This is a genomic window from Roseateles saccharophilus (assembly GCF_031458095.1).
Lineage (GTDB): Bacteria > Pseudomonadota > Gammaproteobacteria > Burkholderiales > Burkholderiaceae_C > Pelomonas > Pelomonas saccharophila_A.
Window position 1 is genome coordinate 2331442 of record NZ_JAVDXU010000001.1, and the last position, 22285, is coordinate 2353726.

Genomic DNA, 22285 nt, shown 5'->3' on the forward strand with positions numbered 1-22285 from the left:
CATGTTTCTTGGCATCGACCTCGGCACCTCCGAGCTGAAGCTGCTGCTGCTCGACGAGCAGCACCACATCGTCGCGACCACCGGCGTCGCGCTGACCGTGCAGCGGCCTCAGCCGCTGTGGAGCGAGCAGGATCCCGCCGCCTGGTGGGAAGCGCTGGACCAGGGCATGGCCAAGCTTGGCCACGGCCACGCCGCGGCGCTGGCGCGGGTGCGCGGCATCGGCTTGTCGGGGCAGATGCATGGGGCTGTCACGCTGGACGAGGCCGACCGCGTCCTGCGGCCGGCCATCCTGTGGAACGATGGCCGCAGCGCGGCCCAATGCGCGGAGATGATGGCCGCCTGCCCCGAGCTGCCGGCCATCACCGGCAACCTGGCGATGCCGGGCTTCACGGCCCCCAAGATGGCCTGGATGCGCCAGCACGAACCCGAGCTGTTTGCCCGCGTCGCCAAGGTGCTGCTGCCCAAAGACTGGCTGCGCCTGCAGCTCAGCGGCTCCCACGTCAGCGAGATGAGCGACGCCGCCGGCACGCTGTGGCTGGACGTCGCCCGCCGCCGCTGGTCGCCCGAGGCGTTGGCGCTGACGGGGCTGAACGAGAGCCATATGCCGCGCCTCGTCGAAGGCAGCGAACCCAGCGCTGGGCTCAAGCATGAGCTCGCCGAACGCTGGGGCCTGAAGGCCGGCACCGCAATAGCCGGTGGCGGCGGCGACAACGCGGCCAGCGCCGTCGGCATGGGCGTCGTCAAGCCGGGCCAGGGTTTTCTGTCCCTCGGCACCTCGGGTGTCATCTTCCTTTGCAACGAGGCCTTCAGCCCGAATCCGGCCCGCGCCGTCCACGCCTTCTGCCATGCCCTGCCCGACACCTGGCACCAGATGAGCGTCATGCTCAGTGCGGCGAGTGCGCTGCGCTGGGTCACGCGGCTGCTGGGCGAGCCGGGCGAGGCCGAGCTGATCGAGAAGGTCGCCGCGCTGAGTGACACGCAGCGCCAGCAGGCCCCGATCTTCCTGCCCTATCTCAGCGGCGAACGCACGCCGCACAACAACGCCAACGCCCAGGGCGTGTTCTTCGGTCTCACGCATGAGCATGACGCGGCGGCCCTGGGCTATGCGGTGCTGGAAGGCGTGGGCTTCGGCCTGCTGGACGGCTGGCAGGCCCTGCAGGCCGGCGGCGGCACGGCCGAATCGCTGTGGCTGGTCGGTGGCGGTGCGCGCAGCCAGTGGTGGGCCAGGCTGCTCGCCTCGCTGCTGAATGTGCGCCTCGTCAATGGCGTCGGCGCCGAAGCCGGTGGCGCACTGGGCGCCGCGCGCCTGGCCTGGCTGGCCTGCGGCGGCAGCGTCGACGAGGTCTGCCGCACGCCCGACATCGCCCGCGTCGCCGAACCCGATGCCGCGTTGGCTGCAAGCCTGCAGCCGCGCTTCGAGCGCTTCAAGCGTCTGTACAGCGCGCTGCGCGCCGAGTTCTCCTGACCCCCACCACGCCAGGCCATGCCGTTCGCGCGGCAGGCCCCGTCACGCCCATGAACAGCCTAGCCCAGCTCCGCCAACACAGCACCGTGGTCGCCGACACCGGCGACTTCGATCAGCTCGCGCAATTCGCGCCGCAGGACGCGACGACCAACCCGTCCCTGGTGCTGAAGGCCGTGCAGTCGCCGCGCTACCGGCCGCTGCTGGAGCAGGCCGTCGCCGCCCACCCCGGCGCTTCGGCAGCGACCGTGGCCGAGCATCTGCTGGTGGCCTTTGGTATCGAGATCCTCAAGCTCGTGCCCGGCCGCGTGTCGACCGAGATCGATCCGCGCCTGTCGCACGACACCGCGGCCTCCATTGCCACGGCCCAGCGCCTGATCGCCCTCTACGCCGCCGCCGGCGTGCCGCGCGCCCGTGTGCTGATCAAGCTGGCCTCGACATGGGAAGGTATCCAGGCCGCGCGCCAGCTGGAGCAGCAGGGCATCCATACCAATCTGACGCTGCTGTTCTGCCTGGCCCAGGCCCGCGCCTGCGCCGACGCCAGCGTGCAGCTGATCTCGCCCTTCGTCGGCCGCATCTACGACTGGTTCAAGAAGACGGCGGGCCACAGCTGGAACGAAGCGGCCATGGCCGGCCCCAATGACCCCGGCGTGCGTTCGGTGGGGGAGATCTATCGCCACTACAAGCGCCACGGCATCCGCACCGAGGTCATGGCGGCGAGCTTTCGCAACACCGGCCAGATCATTGCGCTGGCCGGTTGCGACTTGATGACCATCAGCCCGGCATTGCTCGCTGAACTGGCTCAGGCGACGACGCCGGTCGAGCGTCGGCTTGCATTGCACGAAGGCCGCATCGAGGTGCCGCCACCCGCATTGACCGAGGCCGAGTTCCACGCCGCACTCGCCGCCGATGCCATGGCCCGCGACAAGCTCGCCGAAGGCATCGCCCAGTTCATCGCCGACACCGAGACCCTCGAACAACTCATCCTGTGCCACAGCGCATGAGAGCACCGGCAGCGCCTTCGCGCATCGACAGCTTCGATGAATCAACGCCGGCGGGCGCGCTGGCTGCCCCCCTCGGCCTGACGGCCCAGGCCATCGTGGACACCGCCTGGGCTGTCTGAAGTGACTCGCCCCCCCACCTTCTTCCCGTGGCATCACACTTGCTTAATCCGCCTATCAGGGCGTTACAAAAGATGCGCCCCGCCGACGCATCGAGAGGAGACAACCATGCCGAAGGAGGACATCCGCGTCGTTCTGGTCGATGACGATCTGGATGCCTGCGAAACCTTGAGCGCGTTGCTCAAGGGTGACGGCTACAGCGTGCGTTTCGCCACCACGGCGGAAGCTGCCATCACCGCCGTGGCTGAGTACCAACCGGTCTGCGCCCTGGTCGACCTCGGCCTGCCCGACCTCGATGGCGTGGAACTGTCCAGACGCTTGCGCGCCCGCTATGGGCCTGACCTCGTCCTCATTGCCGTGACCGGCCGATGCGGCGCCCAGGCCCACGACGAAGCCATGCAGGCAGGCATTGACCATGTCCTGAGCAAGCCCTTGTCGATAGAAAGGCTGCGGCGTTTCTTCCCGCCACGCGGCTGAGTTGACGGCAAATATTGCCGACCGCCCTCAATGGGCCCTGGCCCGCGCCTCGGCATTGCGTTTGCGAGTGGCGGCCGCCTTCTTGGCTGAGGCCGACCGCTGGGCTGCCGTGCGACTCGCCGCGGCCTGGCCACCCAGGCGCCCACCCTTGCGCGAGGGTGCGTGGTTTTCGGGCTGGCCCCGGCCAGAACCCGACTTCTTGCCGCCGCCGGTCTCCTTGTTCACCGTCGCCCAGGCACGGCGCTCGGCCTCGTCCTTGGGCACGCCGCGGTCTTCGTAACCTTCCTCGATGTGTTCGGCCTGGCGTTTCTGCTTGTCCGTATAGGACGACTTGTCACCGCGCGGCATGGCAGTCTCCTGGAGTTGGAAAGCTCTACCATGCAACGGTGAAGTTTGCGGCGTTGTAGGACGCTGTGCCGCTTACATCCGCTTCGACCCGTTCAGAAGCTCTCCCAATTGCCGGCTTCGTCGGCTGCCATCGCCGGTTTGGGCGCCGGCCTGGGCGCGGGCCGCGGTGGCGCCAGGCGTGCCATCGAGGGCGCACGCCTGGGCGGCGGTGGCGGCACCTGCACGTCGGCGCCGAGCTTGAACTGATCCACCACTTCGGCGAGGCGCGCCGCCTGATGCTTGAGGCTCTCGGCGGCGGCGGCCGATTCCTCCACCAAGGCCGCGTTCTGCTGCGTGACCTGGTCGAGCTGGTTGACGGCCTCGCTGACCTGGGTGATGCCCTTGGCCTGTTCGCCGCTGGCCGCATCGATCTCGCCGATCAGGTCGGCCACGCGCTTCACGTGGGCGACGATCTCGCCCATGGTGCTGCCGGCCTCGGCCACCAGCTGGGAGCCGGCGTCGACCCTCTCGACGCTCTGGCTGATCAGGCTCTTGATCTCCTTGGCCGCCTCGGCCGAGCGCTGGGCCAGCACGCGCACTTCGCCGGCCACGACCGCGAAGCCGCGCCCCTGCTCGCCGGCGCGGGCCGCCTCCACCGCCGCATTCAGCGCCAGGATATTGGTCTGGAAGGCGATGCCATCGATGGTCGCGATGATGTCGACGATCTTGCGCGAGCTGGTCGTGATGTCGTCCATGGTGCTGACGACGCGGCCCACCACCTCGCCGCCCTTGCTGGCCACACCGCTGGCGCTGCTGGCGAGCTGGGTGGCGGTGCGCGCGATATCGGCGTTCTGCTTGACCGTCGCGCTCATTTCTTCCATCGAGGCCGCCGTCTGCTGCAGATTGGAGGCCTGCTCCTCGGTGCGCTGCGACAGGTCGGCATTGCCGGTAGCGATCTCGGACGAGCCGGTGGCGATCGAGTCCGAGCTGTGGCGCACCTGGCTGACGATGCGCGCGAGGCTGTCGTTCATCGCCGCCAGCGCGCGCAGCAACTGGGCCACCTCGTCCCGGCCACGCACGCTGATGCTCTGGCGCAGGTCGCCGGCGGAGACGGCCTCGGCCAGCTGTACCGCAGCGGCCACCGGCTGCGTGATGGAGCGGGTGATCAGCCAGGCCAGTAGGGCACCCATGGCGATGGCGAAGACCGCGGCGGACACGGTGATCCATTCGGCGCGATGCTGAACCGCCTGGGCCGCCTCGAACTCCTCTCGAGCCTCGCGCACCTGCAGGCGCTGCAATTCACCCAGGCTGTCCGCCACCTGCGGCGCCATCTCGGCAACCTTGCCGTCGTAGAGGGCGCGCGCGGCCTCGACATCCCCCTTGAGCAGCGCCGCCCGCGCCGGCGCCAGGCCCTGCTGGGCATAGCTGGTGCGCGCGGCGACAAAACGGTCGGCCAGCTGCTTTTCCTCCGGCGTCAGCTTGGTGGCCAGGTACTGCTTCAGCAGCTCGTCGATGGCCTTGATGTTGCCGGCCATCTCCTGGGTGTGCTTTTCGATGACCGCAGGCTCGGCCTTCAGCATCATGTCGGCCAGCAGGAAGCGGTTGCGGATGGTCAGGCGGCTGATGTCGCCGAGTTGGGCCAGCGGCACGGTGCGGTCCTGGTAGACCGTCTCCAGGCCCTCGGCCACCTGGGCCAGGCTGGCCCGCCCGATCAGGGCCACGGCGGCCAGCAGGCACAACACGACGCCAAACGCGAGGCCCAGGCGCGGGCCGATCCTGACCTGTTTCAACCAGTCCATCTTCTTCTCCCTGTAGGTGGACGAACTCTAGGCAGGGCTTGACCGCGCTGTCAAAGGGTGGGTGCGGCGCGCCAAGCTGTTGGACTGATCTGCGTCAAGCGCGCGCAAGGGCGAGGGAAACCAGCCATGGGATTGGCATGCCCCGGGAGAGAGTCCGGCGTGGCAGTCGACGCACCGTTAGCGGCGACGGGCCCTCAGACGAAGCGCGTTGAATGCCTCACCACCAGTTCGGGCTCGGGCGCCACGGCCCGCGGCCGCCTGTGCGCCAGCAGGTCCAGCATGGCCGCAGCCGCGCGGCGGCCCAGCTCGGCCGGCGACAGGTTGACCGTGGTGCGCGGCGGGCAGGCATGGGCCGAGGCCAGCACATCGTCGAAGCCGACGACGGACACGTCCTCGGGAATGCGCAGGCCGTGGCGGCAAAACGCCTGGGCAGCGCCGGCGGCCATCTGGTCGTTGGCGGCAAACAGCGCAGAGAACTCGATGCCGCGGCGCAGCAGGTCTTCCGCGCCGCGCTCGCCGCTGGCCTCCTGGTAGTTGCCGCGCACCACCAGGGCGCGGTCCAGCGGGATGCCTGCCTCCTCCAGCGCCGCCCGATAGCCCTGCTCGCGCTCGAGAGCATCCGGGTGGCTGGGGTCACCGGTGACGTGGGCGATGCGGCGATGGCCGCGCTGGATCAGATGCCGTGTCGCGGCGCGGGCGCCCTCGAAATCGTTGGAATGCAGGCAGTGCAGGCCCGGCGCCTTCAGCTCGCGGCCGGTGGCCACGACGGGCAGCTCCTGGGCCAGCTCGGTCAGGAAGCCGTCGTCCAGCGTGCCGGTCAGCACGATGATGCCGTCCACGCGCCGCGCCTTCAGCGACTGCACGCAGCGCTCCTCCTCGCGCCGGTCCCAATGCCCGCTGGCGACGACGAGGCCATAGCCCGCCTTGGACAGCGCCTCCTCGACGCCGCGCAGCGTCCAGGCATAGCAGGGGCTCTCGAAATGCTGGACGACGATGCCGATGGTGCGCGAGCGCCCGTCGGCCAGGGCCCGCGCGATGGTGTTGGGCACGAAGCCCAGGCGCGCTATCGCAGCGAGCACGGCCTCGCGCTTCTCGGGGCGCACATGGGGTGCGTTGTTGATGACTCGCGAGGCGGTCGTCGTCGAGACGCCCGAGGCGTCAGCCACCATGCGCAGGGTGGCGGCATGAGAGGAGGCGGAATGGCTTTTCATGAAACCGGGCGAAATGACAGCGTTGTCAACGTGTTTGCAATCGTGCATCAAGTTGGGCAGTTCGGCAAGCCGGCGGCTGAATTCGAACTGGCTTGTCGATTTGGCGCGACCTCGTTCGTCATCAGAGAGCCGGCGGAATCCGTCCGCCGCGATTCGAACTTGGATGGAGACCGAGCATGCGATTCCTTTCGATGATCCGCGCCGACGAAACCACAGGCCAGGCGCCCAGCGAGCAGCTGATGACCGAAATGGGCCATCTGATCAACGAGCTGACCCGCAGCGGCCAGCTGATCAGCACCGCAGGGCTGCGGCCCACGTCGGAGGGCGTGCGCGTACGCCTGCACCGCGGCGGCCTGCTGTCGGTGGTGGACGGCCCCTTCGCCGAGACCAAGGAGGTCATCGCCGGCTATGCCCTCTTCGAGGCCCCGTCGCGCGAAGCCGCGCTGGCGCTGACGCATCGCTTCCTGAAGCTGCACGGCAGCGACTGGGACCTCGAATGCGAAGTGCGCCAGATCGACGAGTTCGGCTGCGAGGCCTCCGCCAATTCCTGAACGCCGAAAGGACAGGCTATGTCTTCCCGGACCCAAACCCTGCGCCAGCACTACCGCTGGATCATCGTCGCCGCCGGCGGCCTGCTCGGCTGCGTGGCCATCGGCGCCCTCTTCTCCCTGCCGGTGTTGCTGCGCCCCATTGCCCTGGACACCGGCTGGTCGACCACCGGCATCTCCACCGCGATGACGGTCGCTTTCGTGGCCATGGCGGTGGGCAGCATGTTCTGGGGCACGCTGTCCGACCGCGTTGGGCCACGACTCGTCGTCGTGGCCGGCACGCTGCTGCTCATCGCCGGCCTGACGCTGTCCAGCCTCGCCACCTCGCTGCTGGCCTTCCAGGTCTGCTTCGGCGCCGTCGTCGGCGTCAGCGCAGCGGCCATCTTTGCGCCGCTGATGGCCTGCGTGACCGGCTGGTTCGACACCCACCGCAGCCTGGCCGTGTCGCTGGTGTCGGCCGGCATGGGCATGGCGCCGATGACGATGTCGCCCCTGGTCGCCTGGCTGGTGCAGGGCCACGACTGGCGCAGCACGCTGCAGATCGTTGCGGCCGTGGTGGCGGGCCTCATGCTGCCCGCCGCGATGCTGATCCATCGCCCGCCGGCGCTGGTACAAGCCGCAGCGACGCCCGACGCGTCGCAGCAGGCCGGCCCCTCCGTCGGCCAGGTGGTGCGCTCGGCGCCCTTCCTGATCCTGGTGTTGACGAGCTTTCTGACCTGCGCCACGCACTCGGGACCCATCTTCCACACTGTCAGCTATGCCGTCACCTGCGGCATCCCGCTGATGGCCGCCGTCTCCATCTACAGCCTGGAAGGCCTGGCCGGCATGGGCGGCCGCATCGTGTTCGGCCTGCTGGGCGACCGCTTCGGCGCGGCGCGCACCCTGGTGCTGGCCCTGCTGGCCCAGGCCATCGTCGTGCTCGGCTATATCTATGCCCGCGAGCTGAAGAGCTTCTACACCGTGGCCGCGCTGTTCGGCTTCACCTATGCCGGCGTGATGCCGCTGTTCGCCGTCATCGCCCGCGAGAACTTCCCGCTGCGCATGATGGGCACGGTGATCGGCGGCACCGCCATGGCCAGCAGCATCGGCATGGCGCTGGGGCCGGTGCTGGGCGGGCTGATCTACGACTCGTTCTCGACCTACAGCTGGCTTTTCATCGGCGCGTTTGCGATGGGCATGGGCTCTTTCCTGTGCGCCCTGGCGTTCACGCGTTTGCCGAAGCGGCTGCTGGCCGCTGTGCCGGCATGAGCGCGATGGGGCTGGCGCTGAGAGCCGCGGCGGCCAGCCGCGCGTCTGTGCTACGGCGTGGCCTTGGCGGCGAGCAGGCCGTTCACATCCAGCCAGTGCATGAAGACGGGAAACCAGCCATTGGCGGTGTTGCCCGGATAGCCCAGGCCAAAGCCATGGCCGCCGTTCTGGTAGAGGTGGAACTCCACCGGCCGCCCGGCGTCGAACCAGGACTTGACGACGCCGAACTGGCCGCGGAACAGGAAGTCGTCGCTGGCGATGGCGCTGAACATCGGCGGCGCGTCCTTGGGCACGTCGACCGGGCCCATGCCGCCGTAGATCGGCGCGATGAAGGCCAGCTTCATGGACTTGGAGTTCAGGGTGCTGTGCAGCGTCAAGCCCGCTCCCGCTGAGAAACCCATCATGCCCAGCCGTTTGGGGTCGACGCCCCAGGCCTTGGCGCGCGACAGGATGAGGGCATAGGCAGCCTCGGCATCGGCAAGCTGGTTGGACAGGTCGGGGTTCAGCGGCGGCGGCTTGCCGCCCTCGCCGGCGGCCGAGAACAGGCGGTTCATCGAGTTCTGCAGGCCTTCCAGCGAGTCCGGCGTCGGGATCAGCCGGTACTTCAGGACGAAGGCCGCGACGCCGCGGTCGGCCAGAGCCTGGGCGACCTTCCAGCCCTCGTTGTGGATGGACAACCAGCGAAAGCCGCCGCCCGGCGCGACGAGGACGGCGGCGCCATTGGCCTTGCCCGGCGCGGGCAGGAAGGGCGTGAGCGTGGCGGTGCTGACATTGCGCACCATGGGCTCGCCCCATTGGCGGAACCAGCCCTCGGCGGCCGGCTGCTTGTCGACGCCGCCGGTGCCGAGCGGGATGGCGTGGGGCTCGGGCGGCGCCTGCAGCGGATAGATGCGGCCGTCCTGGGCCTGGGCGCCCGTGGCGCCGGCGAGCAGCAGGGCCAGGGAGATCAGCGTGGTGCGAAGGGATGTCATGGGTTTCATCTCGGCAGCAGGGTTCGTTGTTTCAGGGAAAACTCGGCGCTCACGACCGGCGCACCGGTGTCAGGCTGGCCACCACCGACGCTGAGGCGGTAGCTGCCGGGCATGAGCTGGCGGACCCCGTCGCGGTCCACGAAGCTGAGGTCGCGCGCATCCAGGCTGTAGCTGAGCTCGCGCCGCTCGCCGGCCTTCAAATGCAGGCGCTGGAAGCCGCGCAGGGCCAGGCGCGGGCCGCCTTCGAAACGCGGCGGCAGCAGATAGAGCTGGACGACCTCGTCGCCGTCGCACGCGCTGGTGTTGGTGACGGCCGTGCGCACCAGCAGGCGCGTCTGCAGGCCGTCTTCCTGCACCTCGACCTTGGGCGGCTCGTAGCGGAAGCTCGAGTAGCTCAAACCATGGCCGAAGGGGTAGACCACCTCGCCGCCGAAGAAGCGGTAGGTGCGGCCGGCCATGCGGTAGTCGTCGAAGGGCGGCAGGTCGGCCGCGCTGCGGTAGAAGCTGACCGGCAGGCGCCCGGCCGGGTTGGCCGCACCGCCCAGCACCTGGGCGATGGCCCGGCCGCCGCCTTCGCCGGGATACCAGGCCTGCAGGATGGCCGCCGCATTCACCTTGGCCCAGGACAGGTCGATGGCGCTGCCGCTGAGGTTCACGACCACCAGCGGCTTGCCGAGCCGGGCGGCGGCCTGCAGATAGGCGCGCTGGTCGGCGGGCAGGTCGAGCTTGGTGCGATCGCCGCCCTGGAAGCCGTCGATCTTGACGGGCATCTCTTCGCCCTCGAGGTCGGAGGTCAGGCCCACGACCGCCACTACCACGTCGGCCTTCGCTGCGCCCGCGCGCAGCTCCGCCAGCGGCTGGCGCGACACACGCTTCCAGACCATGCCCGGCGGCGCGCCGCCGCCCGATTCGGCTTCGAAGTGCAGTGCGACGCGCTCGCCCTGCTTCAGCTCGACCTGCGTCAGCGCCACCGGCTCGGCCCATTGGGTTGCTCGCTTGGCGAGGATCAACTCGCGCCCGCCGACGCGCACCTGGCCCTTGATGCCCGCCACGCCGATCCGGTAGCTGCCGCTTTCGGGCGCGACCAGGAAGCCCGTCCAGACGACACGTGTCACTGCGCCCGCCTCGGAAAAGTCCCGTGCGCGCGACTCGAGCTGCGCCACACCGTGGCTGGCAAAGGCCTTGGCCTGGAAGCGGCGCTTGCCCGCGGCCGTCGGTGAGCCGGCCTCCAGGTTGAAGTAGCTGGCGTGCAGCCCCGTGCTGCCGTCGGGTGCAACGAAGGCACTGGCCGGCACCGGGTCGCCGTCGGTGATGGACGGGCCGAAGGGCACCAGCTTGACCTGGGCCGCCGCGAACTGCCGGCTCAAGGCCTCGAAGACCGTCTGCGTCGGCCCGGTCTGGCCCGAGGAATAGTTGCCGCGCATGACGCGACGCGCATCGGCCAGCGGGCCGACGACGGCGATGCGGGCCGTGGCCGGCAGCGGCAGCACGCCGTCGTTCTTCAGCAGCACCAGGCTCTCGACGGCGGCGCGCAGCGCCAGCGCGCGGTGCTCCGCCGAATTGATGGTCTCGGCCGCCGGGAAGCTGCGCTCGCCCAAGCCCGGCAGGTCGCCGTTGCGCAGCCGCGCCGAGAACAGGCGCACCAGCGCGTTGTCGATGTCGGCCTCGCGCAGATAGCCGCGCTGCAGCGCCTGCTTGTAGCGCTCGCCCAGGCCCGGCGTGTGGGACAGCGTTGCGACATTGCACTCGTTGTCCATGCCGGCCTTCAGCGCCGCGGCGGCACCGGCGGCGGCGTCGACGGCGTATTTGTGGTGGGCGCTGATGTCGATGACCGCGTCGCAGTCCGACACCACATAGCCGCTGAACTTCCAGTCCTGCCTCAAGGTCTTCACCAGCAGGCTCTGGCTGGCGCAGGCGGGCTCGCCGTTGACGCGGTTGTAGGCGCACATGAGGGAGCCGGCCTGGGCGTCGACGATGGCGGCGCGAAAGGCCGGCAGATAGGTGTCCTCCAGGTCCTGGGCCGAGACCCACACGTCCACCGAGTGACGCGTCGATTCCGGACCGCTGTGCACCGCGAAGTGCTTGGGGCTGGCAATCACCTGGGGCCGCTCAGCGTCTGGCCCCTGCATGCCGCGCACGAAGGCCTTGGCCAGCGTGCCGGTCAGGAAGGGATCTTCGCCATAGGTCTCCTGGCCCCGGCCCCAGCGCGGGTCGCGGAAGATGTTGATATTGGGCGACCAGGTGTCCAGCGAGCCGCCGATGCGGTTCGGGTTGTCCTTGCCGCGACCCAGGGCGTAGACGGCGCGCACCTCGGTGCTGATGCTGGCCGCGACGTCCTGCATCAGGTGGTCGTTGAAGCTGGCGGCCAGTCCGACGGGCTGGGGGAAGTTGGTCGTCGCGCCGGGGCCGAAGGCGCCGTGCAGCGACTCCGTCCACCAGTTGTAGGCCGGGATGTTCAGGCGCGGGATGGCGGGCGCGCCGTTGAGCAGCTGCTCCGTCTTCTCGTCGAGGGTCAGCTGCGACACGATGCGCCGAGCCTGGGCTTCGGCATCGGCGGGCGGCGCCGCGACGGCCGGGCCGGCCAAGGACAGGCAGCCGGCGAGGCCGACCGTCAACAAGATCTTCATTTGTGTATCCCTTCTCACCAGACCCGGAAACGGCCCGTCACATGCAGCAGGGCCATGAACTGCAGCAACCCGTCGTAGTAGCGCCACCGCCCGGCGGGCGGCTGCAGCGCCCACAGGTCGTTGACGAAGCGCTCGGCCAGCGGCTTGTCGACGAGCAGGGCCGCGACGGCATTGCTGGCCATCAGGCCCGTGGACGCTTCGGGGTCCAGCGGCTTGCCGTCCAGCGTGTACAGATGGGGATAGGGCTTGCCGTTCGGGCCCTGTGACGCGAAGAAGGTCAGCAGCTTGCGGCTCAGGCCGGCGGCTTGCGGGTTCTTGTCCCACCAAACTTGATCGACGCTCCAGTTCACCGCGGTGCGGAAGGCGTCGTAGCGGAAGTCCTCGTGGCCTTCATGCTTGTGGGCGCGGCCGTCGAACTCGGCGTAGTCGGGCGTGAGGCCTGTCTTCGGATGCGCGGCCACCGAGAAATAGGCCCGGCTGATGTCGGCGATCTCGGCCCAGCGCTTGCGGTCCTCGGGCTTGGCGGCGCGCTGTGCCCAGATCTCGTAGAAGGCCGGCAGGTGATAGGACGGATCGCTGAAGTCGGCCGCCTCGCCAATCGGCACGAAGACGACCTGGCCGCGCTCGGGCGAGAACATGGACCGCACACCGGCCACGATGCCGCCGTTCATGGCCTCCTTGTGCAGCATGGTGCTGAGCAGTGCCTGGGCCTGGGCGTTGTAGTCGTAGAGGCCCTGGCCATTGCCCCACCGAGAAGCGGCCATCAGCAGGGCGGTGGCAAAGTAGGCCTCGCCGTCGGAGGCGGGCACGGCGTCCTTGTCGCAGCCCTTGGGCTGGCACTGCCAGCGGAAGTAGCCGGCGCGCGGGCCCGTGCGGTAGCGCATATGCGTCGCGGCCCAGTTCCACAGCGCGTCGAACTCGGGCTTGCGGCCCATCTGCACGGCAATCATCATCCCGTAGGACATGCCCTCGCTGCGCACGTCGGCGTTGTTGACGTCCAGCACATAGGCGGCCGGGCCATCAGGCGTGGTGGCCGCCGGGTAAACGACGCGCTGCTCCGCGCCGCCCTCGAACAGCGACTTCCAATAGCCGGCCAGCTTGGCATCGATGGCGGCCTCGCTGATGTCGGGGCGGATCTCGCGCAGCAGGTTGCGGTAGTTGCCCGTGACCGCCGCGCCGCGCGGCGCGACGTTGACGCTCTGCAGTGGCGCCAGCACCAGCTTCTGCAGCACCGCGTTGTCGTCCAGGCGCCAGACCTTGATGACGTGCTTGCCGGGCTTGATGTCCTTGAACGAGGCCTTCAATACGAAACCGTTGTCCTTGACGGCCTGGGCCCAGTCCTTCTCGCCGCGGCTCAACTCGGGACCTGCGGTGGGCTGCAGGTTCAGCTTGAGCTCCTGCGCCGGCTGCTCGTCGATGCCGACGGCCAGGCGGATGCCGCCGGCATTGCGCGTGTCCAGCGTCGGCACCATGTGCAGGCTCAAGAGCATGTCGCCGCTGTGCACGGTGTCGACGTCGTACTCCAATCGAACCCCATCGGCCAGCGTCGTGGCCGCGCGTCCTTGCGGCAGCGCCGTCACGGCGCCCAGGCCCTGGCCGAGGTTGGAAATGGCGGTCCACGTCAGCCCCTGACCGTTGATGGCGCGGCTGAAGCGCGGCGCTTCGAGGGTGATTGCGGCAGACGCCACCGGCACGCCCCGCGCCAAGTGGCGGTCCACCTCGGCCGCATCCGCGCTGCCCGCCACGCGCGTGACCGCCGGCATGATGTTCTTGTCCGGCTGCTGCCAGCTCGTGTAGCCGATATGGGTCTGCAGCATCATGCCGGCCCATTTGCCGCCGGCCAGGGCGTGGTACTGGTCGGCAATCGCCTGGTCGCGCCGGAAGGCGGCCTCGGCGCGATCGGCAAAGACATTGGCGCGCGCATCGCCGGCGGCGGCCAGCTTGCGGTTCCAGGCCGCGGCGTAATGCAGGCGGTAGAGGTTGGCCAGGGCCAGCACCGGGTGCTCAACGAGCTGGAAATAGGCATCGAGCTGGTCGGCGCGCAGCCCGGCCTTGACCTTGGCCACACGCGCCTCCAGCGCGGCCCATTCGGCGACGCGACGTCCGAAGTCGCCACCCTCCAGCGCATCAGCCGAGGCGTCACCGAGAGCGAACGTCGTTGGGTCGATCAGCTCAGGCTTGCGCCGCGCCGCGTACTGGCTGTAGCGCGTGACCAGCTCGCCGATCTCCGCTGCCTGGGCCGGGCCGAAGGTGCGTGCCGCCCAGTCTTTCGGGTAGGCCGCCAGCGCCGCCGGCGTCATGGCCTTGGGCGACCAGGCCATGTCCAGGAAGAAGCTGATCGGAAACTCCATCGGCTTGATGTCGCCGACGTTGACGATCCACAGCGCGTCGGCCCCGCGCTCGTGGGCGAGGTTCATCTGCTGCCAGGTCTTCTCGATCTGGTTGGTGTTGAGCCACTTGTAGTTGCGCGGCCCGCCGACGTAGTCGAAGTGGTAGTAGACGCCGTAGCCGCCCTTGCGTCTGGCGTCTGTTGCCGGCAGGCGGCGGATCTGGCCCCAGTTGTCGTCGCAGAACAGCAGCAGCACGTCGTCGGGCACCTGCATGCCTTTGTCGTAATAGTCCTGCACCTCCTTGTAGAGGGCCCACATCTGCGGCGTCTGATCGGCCGGCTTGCGGGTCACGTCGGCCAGGATCTGGCGCTGGTCCTTGACGATGCCTTCGAGCAGGCCTGTGGCCGTGCCTTCGCTCATGGCCTCGTCGCCGTCGCCGCGCATGCCGACGGTGACCAGGCTGTCGAAGGCGCCGCCGTCCGGCCGGCCCATCATGCGCTGCACGCCACCGCGCCAGAACTCGCGCAGCTTCTCGCCGTTCTTCGCATAGTCCCAGCGCCCGCCCTTGAAACGCGCCCATTCGTCGTGGGCCCGCATCATGGGCTCATGGTGGGAGGTGCCCATGACGACACCCATCTCGTCGGCCAGCGCCATGTTCTTCGGATCGTCCGCACCAAAGGCCCGCGGCTGCCACATCGCCGGCCATAGATAGTTGCCGCGCAGCCTCAGGATCAGCTCGAAGACATGCTCGTAGAAGGCCGCATTCGTGCCGCCGAACCTGGCCTGGGCCCAGGTGCTGAGTGCCGGCGCCTCGTCGTTGATGAAGATGCCGCGGTACTTGACCTGGGGCTGGTCGTCGCGGCTGCCGGCGGTGATGAAGACATTCGCCTTCTTTTCCACCGGCACATCCGCCCACCAGGCCCAGGGGCTGACGCCGATGCGGGCCGAGACGTCATAGGTGCCGAAGACGGCACCGCGGCGATCCGCGCCGACGATGACGAGGGCGCGGGCGACGCCGGGCCAGGGTTGGTCGACGACGACCTGGCGGAAAGCCTCCCAGCGCCCCCGCAGCCCGTCGACGCTGAGCTTGTGCCGCTTCACCAGGTCGTCCAGCATGACGCTGTGGCCCAGCACGCCGATGACGACGACGTCGCCGCGCGCCGCGCCGGCGCCGTTCAGCAACTTCGCCGGCTGGCCCGACACGCGCTCCAGATCGGCCGCGAAATTGCGGCCGGCGTGCTTGAGCGCGGGATCGGCAGCCGCATCGACGACGACAGCCGCCGGCTGGCCCGACACCACGAGCGCCAGCGCGCGGCCTGGGTCGCGTGAGCAGACCGACGCCGGCGCGTCGCAGGCCAGTGCCGGCACACACAGGCCGGCCACGGCCAGCAACCCGGCCAGGGATTTCAGAACACGACGAATCACCGTTTGTCTCCAGGCCCGGCACCTCTCGGCGGGTGCTCTTTGCCATTGATGTTTACGCAATCAGTTTTGTGGCTCGTCAATGAGCCTCGGGCCCGATCGGGATTTTCCCTTGGATTGACGCCACTTTTGCCATGGACTTGCCGTCAGGCCGGGTTCAGGCAAAGCGCGCCGCAATCGATTCATGGTAGCGTAACCTTTTCAATGCCGCCAGCTGATTCGAGCCCGATCCATGATCCGCAACCCCGTGCTGCCCGGCTTCAATCCGGACCCGTCGTTCTGCCGCGTCGGTGACGACTTCTACATCGCCACCTCGACCTTCGAGTGGTATCCGGGCGTGCAGATCCACCACTCGCGCGACCTGGTCAACTGGGCGCTGGTGGGCCGGCCGCTGAACCGCAGGAGCCAGCTCGACCTGCGCGGCAACCCCGACTCCTGCGGCGTCTGGGCGCCCTGCCTGTCCTACGCCGACGGCCAGTTCTGGCTGGTCTACACCGACGTCAAGCGCTTCGAGGGCAACTTCAAGGACGCGCACAACTACATCGTCACAGCGCCCAGCATCGACGGGCCGTGGAGCGACCCTGTCTATGTGAACTCATCGGGCTTCGACCCCTCGCTCTTCCATGACAGCGACGGCCGCAAGTGGTTCCTCAACATGCTCTGGAACCACCGTACCGGCTCCATCGGCGGTAGCCCCAAGGCACCGGCCTTCGACGGCATCCTGCTGCAGGAATGGGATGCCGCCAGCGGCAAGCTCGTCGGCCCCGTCACCAACATCTACAAGGGCACGTCGCTGGGCCTCGTCGAGGGGCCGCATCTCTTCAAGCGCAAGGGCTGGTACTACCTGGTCACGGCCGAAGGCGGCACGGGCTACGGCCATGCGGTAACGATGGCGCGCTCGCGAGAGCTGCACGGGCCTTACGAGACCCACCCGCACCAGCATGTCGTCAGCAGCAAGGACGCCCCCGAGGCGCCGCTGCAGCGCGCCGGCCATGGCCAGGTGGTCGAGCTGGATGATGGCAAAGGCGGGGGCAGCACCTATCTCGCCCATCTCTGCGGCCGCCCGCTGCCCGGCACGCTGCGTTCGCCGCGCGGCCGCGAGACGGCGATCCAGAAATGCATCTGGGGCGAAGACGACTGGCTCTACCTCGAGCACGGCGGCATGGTGCCGGCCGTGGAGGTGCCAGCGCCGGTCGCCGGCGTCGAGCCCGAGCCACGCAAGCCCATCCGCCGCAGCTTTGTCGACTGCCCGGCCCTGCCGCCCGAATTCCAGTGGCTGCGCACGCCCGAGCCTGACCGGCTGTTCCAGCTGACCGGCGGCGCCTTGCGCCTGACGGGCCGCGAGTCGGTGGGCAGCTGGTTCGAGCAAAGTCTGGTGGCGCGTCGCCAGGAGGACGCGAGCTTTCGCGCCGAGACCACCTTGGCCAGCTTCGCACCCGACACCTACCAGCAGGCCGCCGGCCTCACCCACTACTACAACCGCCACAAATTCCACGCCCTGGTCGTGACCTGGCAGGACGGCATCGGCCGCGTGCTCAGCATCCTGTCCTGCCCTGGCGACTGGCCGGACAACCGGCTGGAGTTCCCGCTGGCCGAAGCCATCAAGCTGCCCGACATCGGCCCGGTGCGCCTGGCCGCCGACGTCCACGGCGTGGCCCTGCAGTTCTTCGCCGACTGGGGCCTGGGCTGGCGGCCCATCGGCCCGGTGCTGGACGCCAGCGTCATCTCCGATGAAGGTGGCCGCGGCGAGCATGGCAGCTTCACCGGTGCCTTCGTCGGCATGCTGGCCTTCGACACCAGCGGGGGCGCGCGCACGGCCGATTTCGAACGCTTCGACTACCTGCCGAAATGAAGGCCGAGGTCTACCGACTCGGCACGGCCGGCGGCCTGCAGATAGCAGTCAGCAACTACGGCGCACGCTGGCTGTCCTGCCTCGTGCCCATGCCCGACCGCAGCGTGCGCGAGGCCATCCTCGGCCATGCGACGCTGGCCGACCATGCCCGCGAGCCGGGCTTCTTCGGCGCCGTCGTCGGCCGCTATGCCAACCGCATCGGCGGCGCGGCTTTCACGCTGGATGGCCAGCAGCATCGATTGGTCGCCAACGAGGGCGCCAACCAGCTGCATGGCGGCCCCGAGGGCTTTGACCGGCGAACATGGGACCTCGTCGACCAGGGCCCTCTGCATCTGCGCCTGGCCCTGCATTCGCCGGACGGCGACCAGGGCTATCCGGGTGCGGCCGGCGTCGACGTCGAGTACCGCATCGACCCGGTGCGCAAAGCTGTCACGCTGCGCTTCGGCGCCTGCACAACGGCGCCCTGCCCCATCAGCCTGACCAGCCATCCGTATTTCAATCTCGACGGCGGCACGGCACCGGTGTTGGCACACCGCCTGCATGTCGCCGCCAGCCGGATGCTGCCTGTGAGGCCGGACATGATTCCCACCGGCAAGGTCGCATCGGTCGACGCTACGCCTTTCGATCTGCGCCAGGCTCGCCGCATCGGCGATGGACTGGGTCAGGGCGAGCAGCAGCGTTTCGGACACGGCTATGACCACTGCTTTGTGCTGGACGCCGCCGCTGCGTGCGGTGAACTGGCCGCAGCAGAGCTGACGTCGACCGACGAGCGCCTGGCGATGCGCCTCTTCACCGACTACCCCGGCCTGCAGGTCTGCAGCGGCAACTTCGTGCAGAACTCGCGCGGCCGGGACGGCCGGGCGTTCAAGCGCCATGCCGGCATCGCGCTGGAGCCACAGTTCTTTCCCGATGCACCCAACCACCAAGCGTGGCGCGAGCAGGGCTGCATCGTGAGGCCGGGCCAGCCCCTGTCGCGCTGGATGCGGCTGGAGTTCGACGCGCGCTAGAGGTCGGCTGGCAGCAGCAGCTCGCCGGCCTTCACCGAGAGGCCAGGCCGCCCTGCGTCGTAGGTGTAACGAGAGTTTGTTACCGCAAGGAACGGGCCCGCGTTTTGCGATGGATTGCGAACCGCGCTGCACGGCTTGAACGGACAGCGCACCGCCCGCCGACCGCGTTCAGGCCCGACCGTTTGCTGCCCGCAGTCGCGCGACGCAGCGAACGACGGCCACCCATTCCGAAGGAAAAAATGTCACCGGCACTGAACATCGCATCCCATGCCCGCCTTGTCGCGGTTGCCCTCCTCAGTGCAGGCCTCGCCGCCTGCGGCGGAGGCGGGTCGTCATCGACTACCCCCGAAGCGCCGTCCGCACCCGCACCCGCACCCGCACCGGTGCCTGCACCTGCACCTGCACCTGCACCTGCACCTGCACCTGCACCGGTGCCTACGCCTACGCCTACACCCGCACCCGCACCCGCGCCCGCGCCCGCGCCCGCACCAGTGCCTGCGCCCACGCCCACGCCCACGCCTGCACCAGCACCAGCACCAGCACCAGCACCTGCACCTGCACCAGCACCAGCACCAGCACCAGCACCTGCACCTGCACCTGCACCTGCACCTGCACCTGCATCGTCGATCAACGCAGCCCTTGGCATGCCGAATCGGCTTCTGGGCGGTCTGGGCGCAGGCAACTCGATCGCGGACATGAAGAGCCAGCAGATTCCGCCCGACATCATCGACACCTACCTTGTAGGCGTGGGAAACGGCTCATGGCCTTACTGGAACAGCCCCGACGGGGCCTACGTGAGCTATGTCTCCGCGAACGTCAAGGCCATCGGCGCGGTGCCCATGTTCACGCTCTATCAGATGGCCTCCAGAGGCGAAGGGAATCTCGGCGCCGTCAATGACGCGGCCTTCATGGCCAGCTACTGGGCACAGGTCAAGCTGATGTACCAGAAGATCGGTGCAACGGGCCTGCCCACGCTGGTCAATCTGGAGCCGGACTTCTGGGGTTTCGTGCTGGCAGGCGCTCCCGGCGGCGACCCGACGAAACAGCCGGCGCGGGTCAGCATGGTGACCGAGTGCGCCAGCCAGCCGGACAACGTCGCGGGACTCGCGGGATGCCTGTTGGCGCTCGGGCGAACCTATGCCCCCATGGCCAAGATCGGGTTCCCGCCCTCCTTCTGGGGCCGCGATGCCACCACCGTCGGCGACTTCATGCTGAAGGTCGGGGCGCACAAGGCCGATTTCATCGTCGCGCAGACGACCGACCGCGATGCCGGTTGCTTTGAGGTCGCCGCGCCGCCAGCCGAGTGCACAGGGCGCGGCGGCGGGCCGTTCTACTGGGATGAAACCAATGTGGCGACACCCAATTTCCGTCAGAACATGGGTGAGTGGAGCGCCGTGCGAAACGCGCTTGGCAAGCTGCCCATCCTGTACTGGCAGACGCCGATGGGCGTGCCCTCGGCGACCCCCGGCGGCAGCCCGGGACACTTCCGGGACAACCATGTCCAGTACATGCTCACGCACCCGACCGAGTACACCGCCATCGGCGTGTTCGCGATCGTGTTCAGCGGCGGCGGGAGCACCTCGGCAAACATCACAACGGATGGCGGACAGTTCGCGCGCCTGTTCCAGGCCTACCTGGCCAAACCTGCTCTGCTTCCCCACTGAGGCCGCCCAGGCAACCATCCCGGTCGCGGCGGCGCAAGCATCAGCTCCGGCGCGACGCGTTCGCGCAGCACGAGTTGCTCCGTCAGCCGGTCAGGCAGCAGGTGTTGAGCAGCCACCGGCAGGCAGCGCAAGCCGCGGCCACCCGGCAGCACATGAGCGGTGCACGCCGCGCATGGTCAAGGCCGGTGCGGCGCGCATCATTCTGGTGAAAACGCTGAGCGCCCGGGATGCTACCGCAATTATGATAGCGCTCCCATTCAAACCGTTGTGATGACCGCCCATGAATCCCAGCGCCAGCATGGCAGCCCAGTCCAGAGCCGCAGCTGCGCCGGTCTCTTCGGCCCGAGCTGCCCGGTTGATACCGCCGAGCGCATGCGCATCGATGCGTCGGGCTTGCTGATCCGAGGCCAGGATGACGATCAAGAAGCTTGAAGACCTGCGCAGCGCCCGCTGGTTCGCCAAGGACGACTTCCGTTCCTTCGGCCACCGCAGCCGCGTGCTGCAGATGGGTTATGCCGCCGAGGATTTCATCGGCAAGCCGGTCATCGCCATCATCAACACCTGGAGCGATGCCAACCAATGCCACACCCACTTCAAGCAGCGGGTGGAGGACGTCAGGCGCGGCATCCTGCAGGCCGGCGGCTGGCCGCTGGAGCTGCCGGCCATCTCCTTGAGCGAGAGCATGGTCAAGCCGACCTCCATGCTTTATCGCAACTTCCTCGCCATGGAGACCGAGGAACTGCTGCGCAGCCACCCGGTGGACGGCGCCGTGTTGATGGGCGGCTGCGACAAGACCACGCCGGGCCTCTTGATGGGCGCCATCAGCATGGGCCTGCCCTGCATCTATCTGCCGGCCGGCCCCATGCTGCGCGGCAACTGGCGCGGCCAGGTGCTGGGCTCGGGCAGCGACGCCTTCAAATACTGGGATGAACGCCGCGCCGGTCGCTTGAGCGACCAGGCCTGGGCCGAAATGGAAGCCGGCATCGCGCGCAGCCACGGCACCTGCATGACCATGGGCACGGCCGCCACCATGATGGGCATTGCCGAGGCCCTGGGCTTCACGCTGCCGGGCGCCAGCAGCATCCCGGCGCCGGACGCCAACCACATCCGCATGTCGGCCGAATGCGGCCGGCGCATCGTGCAGATGGTGTGGGACGACCTGACGCCCGCGAAGATGCTGAGTGCGGGCAGCTTTGCCAATGCCATCGCCGTCGCCATGGCCATGGGCTGCAGTACCAACGCCATCATCCACCTCGTCGCCATCAGCCGCCGCGCGGGTCTGGCCATCACGCTGGACGACTTCGATGCGGCCAGCCGCCACGTCGGCGTCATCGCCAACATCCGGCCCAGCGGCGATGCCTATCTGATGGAAGACTTCTTCTACGCGGGTGGCCTGCCGGCGCTGATGAACGTCATGCGCGACAAGCTGGACCTGAGCGCGCAGACCATCAACGGCCTCACGCTGGGCGAAAACATCGAGGGCTCGCAAGTCTTCAACGCCGACGTGATCCGGCCGCTGGACAACCCCATCTACGCCGAAGGGGCACTCGCCGTGCTGCGCGGCAATCTCGCGCCGGACGGCGTCGTCATCAAGCCGAGCGCCGTCGCACCGCATCTTCTGCAGCACACCGGCCGCGCGCTGGTGTTCGACGACTATCCCAGCCTGAAGGCCGCGGTCGAAGACCCGGACCTGGAAGTGACCGGCGACGACATCCTGGTGCTGCGCAACGCCGGCCCCAAGGGCGCCGGCATGCCGGAGTGGGGCATGCTGCCCATCCCGACCAAGCTGCTGAAAGCTGGCGTGACCGACATGCTGCGCCTGTCGGACGCGCGCATGAGCGGCACCAGCTATGGCGGCTGCCTGCTGCACTGCAGCCCCGAGGCCTTCATCGGCGGGCCATTGGCGCTGGTGAAGACCGGTGACCGCATCACCGTCGACGTGCCGGCCCGCCGCATCCATCTCGAGGTCAGCGACGAGGAATTGGCCGCGCGCCGCGCCGCCTGGACGCCCCCGCCCCCACGCTACGAGCGTGGCTATGGATGGATGTTCGGCCGCCATATCCTGCAGGCCCACGAAGGCTGTGACTTCGACTTCCTTGAAACCCAGTTCGGCGCCCCGGTGCCCGAGCCGGTGATTTATTAGCCCCTCGTCCAAGGATTACCTTGGCCGGTCCCCCGAGGGGACGGCGATGCTTGCGGCGTCGAGCCGCAAGCACATC

At 68.8% G+C, this 22285-nt stretch carries 18 protein-coding genes; 10 read left to right on the forward strand and 8 right to left on the reverse strand.

Translation table 11 applies throughout. The annotated features are described in order from the left end of the window. Position 1 precedes the first annotated feature (1 nt). The 4 genes from xylB to J2X20_RS10605 all read left to right on the forward strand — a co-directional run bounded on the left by xylB (position 2) and on the right by J2X20_RS10605 (position 3060). The gene (gene xylB / locus J2X20_RS10590; protein ID WP_310264208.1) at positions 2-1465 is read left to right on the forward strand and encodes a xylulokinase; all 1464 of its coding nucleotides are present in this window, start codon (positions 2-4) and stop codon (positions 1463-1465) included. Between the two features lie 50 nt (positions 1466-1515). Further along, a complete protein-coding gene (tal, locus tag J2X20_RS10595) occupies positions 1516-2466 on the forward strand; it encodes a transaldolase (RefSeq protein WP_310264210.1) in 951 nt (316 codons plus the stop codon). Beyond that, entirely contained in the window at positions 2463-2585 is a 123-nt protein-coding gene (locus tag J2X20_RS10600) for a hypothetical protein (protein ID WP_310264211.1), read from the forward strand. Before tal ends, J2X20_RS10600 begins: the two co-directional genes overlap by 4 nt. 106 nt (positions 2586-2691) lie before the next feature. Continuing rightward, the gene (locus J2X20_RS10605; RefSeq protein ID WP_310264212.1) at positions 2692-3060 is read left to right on the forward strand and encodes a response regulator; all 369 of its coding nucleotides are present in this window, start codon (positions 2692-2694) and stop codon (positions 3058-3060) included. Between the two features lie 27 nt (positions 3061-3087). Here the strand turns inward: J2X20_RS10605 and J2X20_RS10610 are convergent, their stop codons facing one another. From J2X20_RS10610 to J2X20_RS10620, 3 genes are all read right to left on the reverse strand, one after another. Next, complete coding sequence (locus tag J2X20_RS10610) at positions 3088-3408, reverse strand: plasmid stabilization protein (protein ID WP_310264213.1); 321 nt, start codon at positions 3406-3408, stop codon at positions 3088-3090. A gap of 92 nt (positions 3409-3500) precedes the next feature. After that, complete coding sequence (locus tag J2X20_RS10615; protein ID WP_310264214.1) at positions 3501-5186, reverse strand: methyl-accepting chemotaxis protein; 1686 nt, start codon at positions 5184-5186, stop codon at positions 3501-3503. Positions 5187-5380: 194 nt separating this feature from the next. Further along, complete coding sequence (locus tag J2X20_RS10620; RefSeq protein WP_310264215.1) at positions 5381-6397, reverse strand: LacI family DNA-binding transcriptional regulator; 1017 nt, start codon at positions 6395-6397, stop codon at positions 5381-5383. Positions 6398-6573: 176 nt separating this feature from the next. On the opposite strand from J2X20_RS10620, the gene J2X20_RS10625 reads away from it, so the two are divergent. Both J2X20_RS10625 and J2X20_RS10630 read left to right on the forward strand, forming a co-directional pair. After that, positions 6574-6948, forward strand: coding sequence for a YciI family protein (locus tag J2X20_RS10625; RefSeq protein WP_310264216.1), 375 nt, complete (start codon positions 6574-6576; stop codon positions 6946-6948). A gap of 18 nt (positions 6949-6966) precedes the next feature. Next, complete coding sequence (locus tag J2X20_RS10630; protein WP_310264217.1) at positions 6967-8193, forward strand: MFS transporter; 1227 nt, start codon at positions 6967-6969, stop codon at positions 8191-8193. 50 nt (positions 8194-8243) lie between these two features. Here the strand turns inward: J2X20_RS10630 and J2X20_RS10635 are convergent, their stop codons facing one another. Genes J2X20_RS10635 through J2X20_RS10645 form a run of 3 tightly spaced genes read right to left on the reverse strand, consistent with a single transcriptional unit; the run spans position 8244 to position 15546 of the window. Further along, positions 8244-9164, reverse strand: a complete 921-nt coding sequence (locus J2X20_RS10635; protein WP_310264218.1) for an alpha/beta hydrolase — start codon at positions 9162-9164, stop codon at positions 8244-8246. Positions 9165-9169: 5 nt separating this feature from the next. Beyond that, positions 9170-11791 (reverse strand): glycoside hydrolase family 3 C-terminal domain-containing protein, encoded by a 2622-nt coding sequence (locus tag J2X20_RS10640; protein ID WP_310264219.1) that lies wholly within the window; start codon positions 11789-11791, stop codon positions 9170-9172. A 14-nt stretch (positions 11792-11805) separates the two neighbouring features. Continuing rightward, positions 11806-15546, reverse strand: a complete 3741-nt coding sequence (locus J2X20_RS10645; protein ID WP_310264220.1) for a glycosyl hydrolase family 8 — start codon at positions 15544-15546, stop codon at positions 11806-11808. 229 nt (positions 15547-15775) lie between these two features. Here J2X20_RS10645 and J2X20_RS10650 point away from each other — a divergent pair, with 229 nt between their 5' ends. Then, positions 15776-17395, forward strand: a complete 1620-nt coding sequence (locus J2X20_RS10650; RefSeq protein ID WP_310264221.1) for a glycoside hydrolase family 43 protein — start codon at positions 15776-15778, stop codon at positions 17393-17395. Continuing rightward, entirely contained in the window at positions 17392-18402 is a 1011-nt protein-coding gene (locus J2X20_RS10655; RefSeq protein ID WP_310264222.1) for an aldose epimerase family protein, read from the forward strand. The genes J2X20_RS10650 and J2X20_RS10655 overlap by 4 nt, the downstream gene beginning before the upstream one ends. A gap of 447 nt (positions 18403-18849) precedes the next feature. On the opposite strand, the gene J2X20_RS10660 is transcribed toward J2X20_RS10655, so the two are convergent. Continuing rightward, positions 18850-19023: a hypothetical protein gene (locus tag J2X20_RS10660; RefSeq protein WP_310264224.1), complete on the reverse strand. Its 174-nt coding sequence runs from the start codon at positions 19021-19023 to the stop codon at positions 18850-18852. Positions 19024-19097: 74 nt separating this feature from the next. Here J2X20_RS10660 and J2X20_RS10665 point away from each other — a divergent pair, with 74 nt between their 5' ends. Further along, positions 19098-20066 (forward strand): hypothetical protein, encoded by a 969-nt coding sequence (locus J2X20_RS10665; RefSeq protein WP_310264226.1) that lies wholly within the window; start codon positions 19098-19100, stop codon positions 20064-20066. 90 nt (positions 20067-20156) lie between these two features. On the opposite strand, the gene J2X20_RS10670 is transcribed toward J2X20_RS10665, so the two are convergent. Further along, a complete protein-coding gene (locus tag J2X20_RS10670) occupies positions 20157-20489 on the reverse strand; it encodes a hypothetical protein (RefSeq protein WP_310264228.1) in 333 nt (110 codons plus the stop codon). Here J2X20_RS10670 and araD point away from each other — a divergent pair. Then, the gene (gene araD, locus J2X20_RS10675; RefSeq protein WP_310264231.1) at positions 20479-22209 is read left to right on the forward strand and encodes an L-arabinonate dehydratase; all 1731 of its coding nucleotides are present in this window, start codon (positions 20479-20481) and stop codon (positions 22207-22209) included. The genes J2X20_RS10670 and araD overlap by 11 nt on opposite strands. The last annotated feature ends 76 nt before the right edge of the window (positions 22210-22285 follow it).

Coding starts and splice junctions, on each gene's coding strand:
- xylB (WP_310264208.1), top strand. CDS start 2: ATGTTTCTTGGCATCGACCTCGGCACCTCCGAGCTGAAGCTGCTGCTG.
- tal (WP_310264210.1), top strand. CDS start 1,516: ATGAACAGCCTAGCCCAGCTCCGCCAACACAGCACCGTGGTCGCCGAC.
- J2X20_RS10600 (WP_310264211.1), top strand. CDS start 2,463: ATGAGAGCACCGGCAGCGCCTTCGCGCATCGACAGCTTCGATGAATCA.
- J2X20_RS10605 (WP_310264212.1), top strand. CDS start 2,692: ATGCCGAAGGAGGACATCCGCGTCGTTCTGGTCGATGACGATCTGGAT.
- J2X20_RS10610 (WP_310264213.1), bottom strand. CDS start 3,408: ATGCCGCGCGGTGACAAGTCGTCCTATACGGACAAGCAGAAACGCCAG.
- J2X20_RS10615 (WP_310264214.1), bottom strand. CDS start 5,186: ATGGACTGGTTGAAACAGGTCAGGATCGGCCCGCGCCTGGGCCTCGCG.
- J2X20_RS10620 (WP_310264215.1), bottom strand. CDS start 6,397: ATGAAAAGCCATTCCGCCTCCTCTCATGCCGCCACCCTGCGCATGGTG.
- J2X20_RS10625 (WP_310264216.1), top strand. CDS start 6,574: ATGCGATTCCTTTCGATGATCCGCGCCGACGAAACCACAGGCCAGGCG.
- J2X20_RS10630 (WP_310264217.1), top strand. CDS start 6,967: ATGTCTTCCCGGACCCAAACCCTGCGCCAGCACTACCGCTGGATCATC.
- J2X20_RS10635 (WP_310264218.1), bottom strand. CDS start 9,164: ATGACATCCCTTCGCACCACGCTGATCTCCCTGGCCCTGCTGCTCGCC.
- J2X20_RS10640 (WP_310264219.1), bottom strand. CDS start 11,791: ATGAAGATCTTGTTGACGGTCGGCCTCGCCGGCTGCCTGTCCTTGGCC.
- J2X20_RS10650 (WP_310264221.1), top strand. CDS start 15,776: ATGATCCGCAACCCCGTGCTGCCCGGCTTCAATCCGGACCCGTCGTTC.
- J2X20_RS10655 (WP_310264222.1), top strand. CDS start 17,392: ATGAAGGCCGAGGTCTACCGACTCGGCACGGCCGGCGGCCTGCAGATA.
- J2X20_RS10660 (WP_310264224.1), bottom strand. CDS start 19,023: ATGCAGGTGCAGGTGCAGGTGCAGGTGCAGGTGCAGGTGCTGGTGCTG.
- J2X20_RS10665 (WP_310264226.1), top strand. CDS start 19,098: ATGAAGAGCCAGCAGATTCCGCCCGACATCATCGACACCTACCTTGTA.
- araD (WP_310264231.1), top strand. CDS start 20,479: ATGACGATCAAGAAGCTTGAAGACCTGCGCAGCGCCCGCTGGTTCGCC.